10 protein-coding genes and 1 pseudogene are annotated in these 11,206 nt (G+C 54.4%); 6 read left to right on the top strand and 5 right to left on the bottom strand.

Going from position 1 to position 11,206, the window contains the following annotated elements; all coding sequences use genetic code 11:
* Positions 1-911 (bottom strand): efflux RND transporter periplasmic adaptor subunit (locus tag PFH44_RS20185; RefSeq protein ID WP_283825942.1); only part of this gene is annotated, 911 nt, incomplete at its 3' end.
* Between the two features lie 74 nt (positions 912-985).
* Positions 986-1,600 carry a TetR/AcrR family transcriptional regulator gene (locus PFH44_RS20180; RefSeq protein ID WP_045854968.1) on the bottom strand — a complete coding sequence of 205 codons (615 nt, stop codon included), beginning with the start codon at positions 1,598-1,600 and terminating at the stop codon, positions 986-988.
* Between the two features lie 259 nt (positions 1,601-1,859).
* Here PFH44_RS20180 and PFH44_RS20175 point away from each other — a divergent pair, with 259 nt between their 5' ends.
* The 3 genes from PFH44_RS20175 (at position 1,860) to PFH44_RS20165 (ending at position 3,638) form a co-directional block, all read left to right on the top strand.
* Complete coding sequence (locus PFH44_RS20175) at positions 1,860-2,345, top strand: NADP oxidoreductase (RefSeq protein ID WP_082079067.1); 486 nt, start codon at positions 1,860-1,862, stop codon at positions 2,343-2,345.
* A gap of 216 nt (positions 2,346-2,561) precedes the next feature.
* Positions 2,562-3,005, top strand: coding sequence for a MarR family winged helix-turn-helix transcriptional regulator (locus PFH44_RS20170; protein WP_227503015.1), 444 nt, complete (start codon positions 2,562-2,564; stop codon positions 3,003-3,005).
* Between the two features lie 54 nt (positions 3,006-3,059).
* Complete coding sequence (locus tag PFH44_RS20165; RefSeq protein ID WP_045854967.1) at positions 3,060-3,638, top strand: TetR/AcrR family transcriptional regulator; 579 nt, start codon at positions 3,060-3,062, stop codon at positions 3,636-3,638.
* On the opposite strand, the pseudogene PFH44_RS20160 reads toward PFH44_RS20165, so the two are convergent.
* A pseudogene (locus tag PFH44_RS20160) lies at positions 3,614-4,721 on the bottom strand (iron-containing redox enzyme family protein). The gene PFH44_RS20165 and the pseudogene PFH44_RS20160 sit on opposite strands and share 25 nt — an antisense overlap.
* A 211-nt stretch (positions 4,722-4,932) precedes the next feature.
* Here PFH44_RS20160 and PFH44_RS20155 point away from each other — a divergent pair.
* The 3 genes from PFH44_RS20155 (at position 4,933) to PFH44_RS20145 (ending at position 9,074) form a co-directional block, all read left to right on the top strand.
* A complete protein-coding gene (locus tag PFH44_RS20155; protein WP_283825940.1) occupies positions 4,933-5,832 on the top strand; it encodes a DMT family transporter in 900 nt (299 codons plus the stop codon).
* Between the two features lie 483 nt (positions 5,833-6,315).
* The gene (locus PFH44_RS20150; RefSeq protein ID WP_283825943.1) at positions 6,316-8,064 is read left to right on the top strand and encodes a glycoside hydrolase family 13 protein; all 1,749 of its coding nucleotides are present in this window, start codon (positions 6,316-6,318) and stop codon (positions 8,062-8,064) included.
* A gap of 446 nt (positions 8,065-8,510) precedes the next feature.
* Positions 8,511-9,074, top strand: coding sequence for a YagU family protein (locus PFH44_RS20145; protein ID WP_041145078.1), 564 nt, complete (start codon positions 8,511-8,513; stop codon positions 9,072-9,074).
* A gap of 114 nt (positions 9,075-9,188) precedes the next feature.
* On the opposite strand, the gene PFH44_RS20140 is transcribed toward PFH44_RS20145, so the two are convergent.
* The gene (locus tag PFH44_RS20140) at positions 9,189-10,517 is read right to left on the bottom strand and encodes a 6-phospho-alpha-glucosidase (protein WP_283825939.1); all 1,329 of its coding nucleotides are present in this window, start codon (positions 10,515-10,517) and stop codon (positions 9,189-9,191) included.
* Between the two features lie 11 nt (positions 10,518-10,528).
* Positions 10,529-11,206 (bottom strand): glucose PTS transporter subunit EIIB (locus tag PFH44_RS20135; protein ID WP_283825938.1); only part of this gene is annotated, 678 nt, incomplete at its 5' end.

Below are 11,206 nucleotides of genomic sequence, written 5' to 3'. Positions count from 1 at the left end.
CAGACCCCCGGCCCTTGGCCCGGATCGTAGATGGCAGCGAGCGGCACCTGCATCACCTGGCCCGGGACTTTATCGTCGGCAATATGCAGCGTCACGGTAGATCCCAGCGGCGCGCTCGCCAGCGCCCCTTCAAGCACGTATCTCGCCTCGAAGGTACGCGTGACGGAGTCCGCGGCATCGGAAAGGAGGCGCAGCTTTGCCGGAACCGGCTGTTTGTCCGTGCCGTACAGCGTTGCCATGGCCGCGCTTCCGACGGGCGGGCGTAGCGTCTCTGGCAGCTGCACGATGGCCTCGCGCTGGCCTGCTCTGGCCAGGCGAACCACCGCCTGACCGGCGCTGACCACCTGGCCGGGCTCCGCCAGCGTATCCATGACCACGCCGTCGGCGTCGGCCAGCAGCACGGCGTAGCCTGTCGCGTTTTGCGCCACGTTCGCCTGCGCCTGCGCCGCGCTGAGCTCAGCTTTGGCCGTATCGGCGGCTGCCTTTATCTGGTCGTAGGCCGATGCAGAAACGGCGCCAGTGGCGACCAGACCGCGGTAGCGCGCCTCATCCGCTGTGGCTTGTTTTGCGCGGGCCCGGGCAGCCGCGACGGCCTGCTGCTGAGCCTGCGCCTGCAGGCTCAGGTCAACGGGATCCAGGCGCATTAACGGCTGGCCGCGCCTGACGGTCTGGCCGGTATCGACCAGGCGTTCAAGGATTTTGCCCTGCACTCTGAAACCGAGATCGCTTTGCACCCGGGCGACAACAACGCCGGTAAACGCGCGGGAGGCATCCATAGCACTCATTACGGTCGCAGACCTGACCAGAGGAGGCTGAGTACGTGGATCGTCGGTAGTAGAGGCGTCGCCGCAGGCCACAAGGGCAAACGGCAACAGGCAAACAGCAAAGGTGGCAGGTTTGAGCCTGAGCATGGGTACCCTTATCGATTTAACAGGACGGTAGCCGCATTCTCAAACCAGTGACCAAATTTGTCAATAGTCACAAATCAGGGTGACAGACTTCTTAATATCAGTGACGAGAGCAGCGCAGCGGCTGACGATGCGGTATCCAGATTGTATTGCAGCTCAACCGGACTGATATAGGGCCGCATAACCAGATAGATCGCGTGTGTCGTCTCGTCCAGCGGCGTTTTGCGCTCAAACTCCCCGCTCTGTCGCCCTTCCAGCAGGATTTTCTCAATCAGCTGCTGCAGGCGTTGTTCATGCTTTTCCGCCGAAGGCCACCTGTCACGCGCGGCCACCGCCGCAATGTCGTAAAGCTTGCGATCGTGAAAAAAGAGATCGCTCCCGGCCTCGGTGAGCGATCGGAATAAGCGCCTCAGCTTTTCGGAAGCCGTCGGCGCGTCAGCGATCGCTGCATCAACAATCGCCATAATCATTGCCAGCCGGTTGGCGCAGATAACCTCGCCGATTGCCTGCTTCGAATCGAAGAATTTATAGATATAAGCTTTTGAGAAGCCTATGGCTTTAGCCAGGTCGGAGACCGTGGTTTTCTCATAGCCAAAATGCCCGAAATGTTCCGTGGCGGCTTCCACGACCCGGTCGCGGACGCCGTGGTCCGAGGGTCCCCGTGGGGGATGTACATCTGTATGTTTATTCATTTTTTCAGCTTAGCGTAATGCGTCCTGATTGACAATGAGTGACCATTTGGTAATGTGGTCACAGCGCAATCCCGCTCCGGTAAAATTAACGGGCTCCCTTCGCCTCTTTGCCCCCGCGGCAAGCAGCGGCCGGACCGCGAGGGCGGCGCTTCCACACCTCGGGATAAAACGGACTGGCCCGAGTACGCACGCTACCACATATCTGGCAGCCCTTGAGCGCGGGCACTGCGCCAGATCGCAGCATTAGCCGGGGGAACGGATGAAAAGGATCGGAATTGTGGGCGTCGATGCATTGACGGAACAACTGGTGAGAGGATTTTTCCGGGCGCGGCCCGATGCTCAAGTGTTCCTCTATCCGGGTAAAAGCAGGATTGCCCAGATGCTCGCCGGGGAGTTTCCCTGCTGGACGCTCGATAGTCCCGGGTCGGTGATTGATGAGGCGGATGTCGTTATTATCAACGCTGGCCCCGAAGCCCTGTACGAGCTCGCAAAACATCTGCAGCTGCGCGGCTCGCAGACGCTGATTTCTCTTGTCCCGGCCATCCGCTCTCAGACCCTGCGCCGGCTGTTTCGCCACGAGGATTGCGTCAGATTAATGCTGGCCTTTACCGATGAAATCAACAAATCCGCCGTTATATTGACCGCCGCCAATGACGATATTCAGCGCCTGTTTTCCCTGCTGGGACCGCTGTGCGTGCTGGCTGATGACGCCGAGTTTGATTCGGCCACCACCGGTTTTAGGTGATTCGTTGCCTCTTTATGCGTCCGGCGAAAGAGAAGAATAAGCCCTGCGCGCCGGGCAAGCGGCAGCCGATGCGCCTCCCGCCGGACGGCCGGGGTGAAGGTCCTGCGCCACACGGCGCAAAAAATACCCCGACGCGGTTCTTTATCTCTCTGATAAATTCCCTTAAAATTTTATCTGTTGCACAAGATAATCAACAGCAAGGTAACTTTCTCGCCTATGAAAACACAGACGCGACGGGAAACCGGCACCCAGCTTTCATTCGCGCTTTACGGCGCGGCCAGCCGCATGAACCGGCTGCATAAGCCTTTCCTCGATCCGCTGGGGCTTACCTTCCCACAGTATTTGGTCATGCTTGAACTTTTTCGCATGACGCCCCGTACGGTGGGTGACATTGGCAACAGTCTCGGCATGGATACCGGAACCATTACGCCGGTATTGAAACGTCTTGAGCGCGCAGGTCGCATCTGCCGCACCCGCGACAGCGCGGATGAAAGGCGCGTGCTCATCACCCTGACCGATGAAGGGAACGACCTGCAGGACAAACTGTGGTGCATCAGCGAGGGCATAGAATCCGCCTGCCGGCTGTCGGAAGCCGAGCTGGCCGAGCTTCTTGACGCCCTCAATCATTTTGCGCAACCGGCGAAAAGAAACGCAGGGTGAGTGCTGCGGGAGAAGAGAACAAAGATGACGTTAAAGAGCCCGACAGGAACCAGCATGAAGCCAAAACAGGCGGAAATTATCCGCCAGTCCACCTCTTTGTTTAACAGGGAGGGATATCAGTCGCCGAGCATCGATCGTATTTCGGAGAACGCCGGTATCTCCAAAATGACGTTCTATCGCTACTATCCGGATAAAGAAGCGCTCATCCTGGCCATTTTACAGCTGAAAGAGCACGAGTTTATGCAGGCTCTTCAGAGCATTACTGCGGATAAAACCTCCCCGCGAGAGAAGCTGTTTGCCGTTTTTGAGTACTATAACAACTGGTTCACCTGCGAGGATTTCCACGGCTGCATGTTTACCCGCGCGCTGTTCGAATATGGCACTTCATCCCCGGCAATCCGCGAGAAATGCTCGCTGTTTAAATCACGCCTCTATCAGTTTTTTCGTGATATTTTGCGGCTAGTCTTAAAACCGGAGCCGGCGGAGCGGGTGGCAATGATGATGGTCATGCTTATCGACGGCGCAATCGCCGCCCAGCAGGCGGAGTCGTCAGAGTGTCGGGAGATCCCCCCGGGCATGACGGCCTGGAGCGCGGCGAAAGCGCTTATTTACTCCGAAGGCGGAACGCTCTGATCATCACGCAGCGCCGGGGGCATCCAGCGCCTGCAGGGACTCGAGCAGGCGATCGTAGTAATCGCAGCACGTCTGCAGACGAAGCGCCGCGCCGGCGTAGACCTCCTCCAGCGCCGCCGGATATTTTTTGCCGATGGGGACAATAACGTTATTCAGCCATCCGTCGGCATGGCCGATATCCACCGTGATGTGTTCCGAATAGTAATGCACGTCGCGCGCCGTCAGGCCAATGCGGCGGCACCCTGCAACGAGCTTCTGATACTGAGGCGGATCCAGCAGCTCCGTCATCGCCATCACGCCAAGGGATTTATAGTAATGCTGCCGGTTGACGCCGCCGAGCATGAAAGCGTTATATCCGGCCAGCCCCTGCCAGTCATACAGATGAGCGAAATGGTTATCGGGTAAGGCAATATCCCGGCGTTTCAGCAGATCCTTATACAGATTAACGTGGGTGATCTCATTGCTTCCCTGGCCTATCTCATCCCAAAGGTTTTGCGCAATCTCCGCGCGGGTTTCCGGTACAGATCCCACCAGCCCCATCGCCACCAGATCGAAAAACAGCAGATTCAGCGCGCTATCGCTTTTGAAAAAATAATCTATTTGCGCTTCTGAAGCGCAAGCGGAGAGAAAGTCGAAAAGCGGATGGTGCGAGGCCGGGTGCCTCTGACATAAATCCCTCAGCTCTTCGACGATATTCCCGGCGTTCAGTACCGGCTTATGCGCAATAAAACGTTTGTTTTCCGCCCGCAGCCACTCTGACTCGATATAGCTTCTTACCGCAGAGAGCAAAGGGTGGAACTGGTTCTGCGCCGGCGCGGATAGCGGCTCAGCCAGCCAGGCCTGATAAAGCTTGAACAGCGCAGCGTGGGCGCACTTTCGTGCCACGGGGTCGCCTGCGGAAAAAGCCCTGACGCAGGTGTTCTCCGTAAGATGCCAGACCCTGTCTGCGAGCAGCGGATTGGCCGTCAGCTTCAGCGAAAGTGCATTGCTGTGGATGAGCTGGTCGATCGTTTCATCCAGAGAAGGCATCGACACAGAGCCATGTCGCTCGTTACCGGTGAAATCATTCTCAGTGGTACGCATTAATTTATCCCTGTAAAATGCATGGTATATATACGTTATAGTACAGCCATACACGCCGCAATAAGATTTTTAGCACGCCAGCAATAAATAACTAACCACATGATAATATTGAATTATATTAAAAACTTTATTTTAATTTAAAATAAAGTTGATGTTATTAAAATTTTAACGTTACCATTTAGTACAGTTTTAAGCGATGCAAGGATTCAGCATGCCTTATCTGTTACTCACGCTGGCGGCCCTGTTCTGGGGGGGGAATTATGTCGTAGGACATATTCTTGTGCAGGGTGCAGATCCGATCCTCATGACCGAAGCAAGATGGGCGCTGACGGCGCTGCTGCTGGTGGTGCTCTATCATCGGCAAATCAGCGAGAGCCGCGTGCTGCTGCGTGAAAATGCCTCCACTCTGCTGATCTTAACCCTCTGCGGGCAGGTAAGTTTCCCCCTCACGCTCTATATAGGCCTGCAGACGACCTCTGCGCTGAATGCGGCGATCTACATGTCCGCGACCCCCTGCATGGTCCTGATTATTAATCGTCTTATTTTCCACGACCGGGTTTCGCGGCGTAACTGGCTGGGCGTTATCTTCAGTACGGCGGGCGTGCTGATCCTCCTTCTGCAGGGCAACCTGCTGCATCCTGAGGGGCTGAGGAGTTTCCAGTCGGGCGATCTCTGGGCGATGGGATCGGCGCTGAGCTGGGCGCTGTACTGCTCCCTGCTGCGCAATAAGGACCGCCGCATTCCGGCGAACGCTTTCGTCGCCGTCAGCTCGCTCGTAGGCGCCCTTCTGCTGCTCCCGGTGATAATATTGTGGTTCGCGCGCCAGCCGGCCCTCTCCTTCGCCGCCTACCATGACGCATTTTTCCTCAGCGGCCTGGCGTACCTGGTTATTTTCCCCTCGTGGCTCGCCTATTTATTCTGGAATAAAGGCATCGCCGCCATTGGTGCCACCCGCGGTGAAATTTACACGCATATTATTCCTCTTTCCGGCGGGATATTAAGCATCCTGTTTTTACATACTCCACCGCACGTATATCACCTGGCGAGCGCCCTGTTAATCATGACAGGGATTGGCATCTGTTCCGTCGAGAAAAAAGCCAGCAGAACTTAAATAACAACCCCTGATAATTTAACCCGCTAACTTAAGGAAGAGTTTATTATGCTCAGGATGTATCTGTATCTTATTCTTGCCGCATCGGTATCGGCGCTGGCAACGGATATGATCGTGCCCGCTCTGCCGATCCTCCAAACGGCCTTCAATACAGGATACCGGTATTGGTTTCGACAGGACGCCTGGCGTGAGCACCTTATCGCTGGCGATGCTGTCTCTTGTGGTCGTCGCTTTAATTAAGGTAACACAATGGAAAGCTGGAAAAAAATAAAATAGACGGGTCGCTGCCACCGGTATATACCTTCCCGGGCAATAACCTGCTGCTGAAATTTATCACTATCGTTGGCGCCATGCTTTGGCTGCTGATGATTTACACCTTTATTTAACGATTAAAAATTTAAGCACTCACAACTCACTTATAAGGAAAACAGTATGTCTTTTATTAAGCGCCGTACGGCGGCGGCGGTGGCCCTATCATCACTGATGATGACCTGGGCTTGTCCGAGCCTCAGCGCCACCCCCTCCTTCGCCGAGGATATCGATGTTCATAAGGAAAATACTTTCCCGGCGTGGTGGAAAGAGGCGGTTTTTTATCAGGTGTATCCGCGTTCTTTTAAGGATACCAACGGCGATGGTATCGGCGATATTCGAGGTATTATCGAAAAGCTGGACTATCTCAAATCTCTCGGTATCGACGCAATCTGGATAAACCCCCACTACGACTCACCGAATACCGATAACGGTTACGACATCAGCAATTACCAGCAAATAATGAAAGAGTACGGTACCATGGCGGACTTCGATACGCTGATCGCCGAAATGAAAAAGCGCAATATGCGCTTAATGATCGATGTCGTCATCAATCATACCAGCGATCGCCATCCGTGGTTTATTCAAAGTAAAAGCGGTAAAAACAATCCTTACCGCGACTACTATTTCTGGCGTGACGGAAAGGATAATCAGCCGCCGAACAACTATCCGTCATTTTTTGGCGGTTCAGCATGGCAAAAAGACGCGAAGTCAGGACAATACTATTTGCACTATTTCGCCAGGCAGCAGCCCGACCTGAACTGGGATAATCCAAAGGTACGCGAAGATCTCTACGCGATGCTCCGCTTCTGGCTGGATAAAGGCGTTTCAGGGATGCGCTTTGATACCGTGGCGACATACTCCAAAATCCCGGGATTCCCCGACCTCACTCCCGAGCAGCAGAAAAACTTTGCCCAGCAATACACCATGGGCCCCAACATTCATCGATATATCCAGGAAATGAACCGGGAGGTGCTGTCCCACTATGATGTTGCCACCGCCGGTGAAATCTTTGGCGTACCGCTGGATCGCTCGTCGCAGTTCTTTGACCGCCGTCGTCATGAGCTGAATATGGCCTTTATGTTTGACCTAATCCGTCTTGACCGCGACAGCAACGAGCGCTGGCGCCACAGACCCTGGACGCTCTCCCAGTTCCGTCAGATCGTCGGTAAAATGGATACCACCGTCGGGGAGTATGGCTGGAACACGTTCTTCCTTGATAACCATGACAATCCTCGCGCGGTGTCGCATTTTGGCGATGATACGCCGCAGTGGCGGGAGGCCTCCGCTAAAGCGCTGGCAACAGTCACTCTGACCCAGCGGGCAACGCCGTTTATTTATCAGGGCTCTGAGCTGGGAATGACCAACTACCCGTTTAAAAAGCTAAGCGAATTTGACGACATCGAAGTGAAAGGCTTCTGGCATGACTATGTCGAAAGCGGAAAAGTCACGGCAGCGGAGTTTCTCAACAACGTGCGCCTGACCAGCCGGGATAACAGCAGAACGCCTTTCCAGTGGGATAACAGCCAAAATGCCGGGTTTACGTCCGGTAAGCCCTGGTTTCACGTCAACCCGAACTATGTGCAAATCAACGCGGCGCGTGAGTTAACTGAGAATAAATCAGTGCTCAACTACTACAAACAGATGATTCACCTGCGTCATGAGCTCCCGGCGCTGGTTTACGGCGCCTATCAGGATCTCAACCCGCAGGATAATAGCGTTTACGCCTATACCCGAACCCTTGATAACGAACGCTATCTGGTGGTGGTGAACTTTAAAGAACAGCCGGTTCGCTATGCTCTGCCGGATAATGACGCTATTGAACAGGTGGTGATAGAGACCAATCAGCAAAGCGATACGGCAAAAGAGAGTACCGCGATTGCGTTAAGTCCGTGGCAGGCGGGGGTATATAAATTACGCTAAACCGGAACGGAACATTATTGCCATTACGCTTCGGCAACCTGTTTTGCGATTAAGCGGCGATAAAAATAGGCGGGCGACGATGCTCCACGGCTATTGAAATAAAAAAACTCGGCCCCGGGACACTATTTAAGACGGTACCGGGGAAGCCGGTTAAATTTATTAACCTGCAGCCACATAGCGATTTACGCGCTTGAAAATAGCTCCGGTCAGACGCCGAGACCGGGCATGACGGGCACGCTCCTGAAGGAGAGTGATAGCGATGAAAACGTTTATGACTGCCCCTCCCTCGGGTTTGTCAACGACCAATAATGGTGTTTCCTTACTCTTATTTCATAAAGAGTACAAGTTCAACTCTATGGACTTAGTGTGATCGAGATCAAAGAATCAAAACTACTTATTTATGAGTATGAGTGAACGTAAACTTATGTAATTACAGGGTGGTAGAAATGGCAGTTAAGGATTTTTTTGTGCAAACAGAGCCCGGCAGGCGCCGTTATGGCGTGGCGCTATTCGTGGGTATTATTGCCGGGGTGATGTCGGCGTTTGTCAAATGGGGAGCCGAGGTTCCTTTACCGCCGAGAACATTTTCCGGCGGCCGGGATGAGTTTAACCCGCCGTATATTTTCTTACGTGATTACCTTGGCATCGATCCGACCCAGACGGTCTACACCTTTTCAGAACACATTATTAATCCGGTGATGGTAACGCATATTATTTTCTCTCTGGTGTTCGCCATTGGGTATTGCGTGGTCGCTGAGGTATTTCCTAAAGTCAAATTATGGCAGGGGGCATGGGCAGGGATTATCGCCACTATTGCCGTTCACTGGATTTCATTCCCGCTGCTGGGCCTGACGCCATCCTTGCTCAATATACCCGCCGGGGAATATATCTCTGAACTGGTCGGACATATATTTTGGTTCTGGGCGATTGAGATGATCCGCCGCGATCTGCGCAACCGGATTACTCACCAGCCTGATGCAGAAGTGCCCCTGAGCTCTCCGTTCAGGTAATCCGACGGGCGCGCCAACGCGGCGCCCCGGATGAGCAAGGCGCACAACGTTTGGCGCCCTGCTCCCGTCTATGCCCGACAGGGGTCATCGGGCATAGCGACGGACGGCAGAGGTTTACTTCAGCGCCGGCCAGTAGCTGCGATTAGCAGCAATTAAGTCATCGAGAATCGCTTTAGCCACCGAGGCGCTCGGCACCGTCTTAGACAAGGTGATGGCCTGCCAGAGCTTCTGATAGCTGCCCTCAACCCAGGCATCAACAACCAGCTTCTCCACCGCCACCTGCTGCTCCATCATCCCCTTCTGGAAAAGCGGAATTTTCCCCATCGCCAGCGGCTCCGGACCGTTAATTCCCACCAGGCAAGGGACCTCAACCATCGCCGTATCATCAAAATTAGCGATAGCGCCGTTATTTTCCACGATCAGCAGCATCCGCTCCTGGGTATTAAACGCGATGGCGCAGGCGAGGTCGACGATGAAGGTCGCGTGCGCCCCGGCGTGGAAATGGGCCTCGCTGGCGCTCTGCCGCACGACTATCTCTCTGGCCATATCGAACACCTCCTTCTCTCTTCCCGCCATGACCTCATTGGCGCGGGTAAAATCAGGGTCGGAGTGGGCAACCTCGTAATCGGCATAGAAGTAGTATTTCAGATAGGTATTCGGCAGCGTATCGGGGTCGAGGGCGAAGACGTCTTTCACCTTTTTGAAGGTCTCAATCCAGCTCGGCGCTTTATGCTGAAAATCCTCTTTCGGGCTGCAGTAACCCATCTCGGCAACGTGGTGCTTCAGGGCGGGCATTAAATCATTGCCGGCTTTATCCGTAATACTGGTCCACCAGCCGAAATGATTGAGGCCAAAATACCTGACGTTCAGCTCCTTACGCGACGAGAGCCCGAGAATGTCGGCAAACAATCCTTCAATGGCGACCGGCATGTCGCAAATATTGATAATTCTCGCCGCGGGGCGTAACCGACGGGTCGCCTCGGCAACGATAGCCGCCGGGTTGGAATAGTTAAGCATCCACGCCCCCGGCGAGTAGGCCTCCATATAATCCACCAGCTCAAGCACGCCGGCGATGGAGCGCATACCGTAGGCAATGCCCCCCGGCCCGCAGGTTTCCTGGCCGATAACGCCGTACTTAAGCGGGATTTTTTCGTCCTTTTCCCGCATCTCATACAGGCCAACGCGAATATGGGCCATCACGAAATCGACGCCGGTGAACGCCTCCTGCGGATCGGTTGTAAAGCTGAACGCAACCTGCGGATAGCGCTCCGCCACCAGAATGGTACAGGCTTCACCGATAACGCGCTGACGATCGGGGTTATTGTCATACAGCCGGATCTCGCTCAGGGGGAAGCGGTCCATATTTTCCAGCAGCATCATAACAATCCCCGGAGTATAGGTACTGCCACCGCCGGCAATAGTGACAACAAATTTATCTTTCATTTTCCACCTCTTTATTCATGAATATCTAAATAGCTATTTACGGCACTGCGAACTTTATTCACTCCAACGCCGTAGATAACCTGAACGTGATGACCGTTGATAATGACGCTGGCGCCGCCGCTGCTCTTCAGAAGGCTTTCCTGAATCAAAGCGGGATCCCGCACGTCAACCCGCAGTCGCGTAAAGCAGTTATCGACAGAGCAGACGTTCCCTTTGCCGCCAAGCCCGAGGACCACCTGTTCACCCGCTGCCTGACCCGCCGGACCGGCGCTCGCCTTTTTTTCAGCGCCGGGTTCACCCTGCTCCCGGCCCGGCGTATTTAGCCGAAGGCGGGTAATCAGGAATTTACCGACAAAGTACATCGTCGCGGTTTCCATCAGGCCGAGAACCACAAAGATGGGCCAGCGCGTCAGGCGCGCGCCTGCCGGGATGTTATAAACGATGAAATCGATAATGCCGTTCGTTGCACAGACCCGGACGTTAAGGAGCCAGGCCAGCATCTGGAAAAAGCCATCCAGCAGCGAATAGACCAGCCAGAGCAGCGGTGCGGTAAAGATAAACAGGAACTCAAAGGGCTCAGTGATACCGACCAGAAACGAGGTGACGATCAGCGGAATAAGGGTGATTTTTAATTTCTGCTTATTTTCCGGCCTCGCGGTTTTATAAAATGCCAGGGCCATTCCCGCCGT

The sequence above is a fragment of the Klebsiella sp. Ech2A genome (genome assembly GCF_030078455.1).
Classification (GTDB): Bacteria; Pseudomonadota; Gammaproteobacteria; order Enterobacterales; family Enterobacteriaceae; genus Klebsiella; species Klebsiella terrigena.
The sequence above is the reverse complement of the archived record's forward strand: the minus strand, read 5'-3'. Positions and strand labels throughout refer to the sequence as shown.

What these genes read in the sequence shown, in the direction of transcription:
- PFH44_RS20175 (WP_082079067.1), top strand. Translation starts at nt 1,860, where the DNA reads ATGAAAAGGATCGGAATTGTGGGCGTCGATGCATTGACGGAACAACTG.
- PFH44_RS20140 (WP_283825939.1), bottom strand. Translation starts at nt 10,517, where the DNA reads ATGAAAGATAAATTTGTTGTCACTATTGCCGGCGGTGGCAGTACCTAT.
- PFH44_RS20155 (WP_283825940.1), top strand. Translation starts at nt 4,933, where the DNA reads ATGCCTTATCTGTTACTCACGCTGGCGGCCCTGTTCTGGGGGGGGAAT.
- PFH44_RS20170 (WP_227503015.1), top strand. Translation starts at nt 2,562, where the DNA reads ATGAAAACACAGACGCGACGGGAAACCGGCACCCAGCTTTCATTCGCG.
- PFH44_RS20180 (WP_045854968.1), bottom strand. Translation starts at nt 1,600, where the DNA reads ATGAATAAACATACAGATGTACATCCCCCACGGGGACCCTCGGACCAC.
- PFH44_RS20150 (WP_283825943.1), top strand. Translation starts at nt 6,316, where the DNA reads ATGATGACCTGGGCTTGTCCGAGCCTCAGCGCCACCCCCTCCTTCGCC.
- PFH44_RS20165 (WP_045854967.1), top strand. Translation starts at nt 3,060, where the DNA reads ATGAAGCCAAAACAGGCGGAAATTATCCGCCAGTCCACCTCTTTGTTT.
- PFH44_RS20145 (WP_041145078.1), top strand. Translation starts at nt 8,511, where the DNA reads ATGGCAGTTAAGGATTTTTTTGTGCAAACAGAGCCCGGCAGGCGCCGT.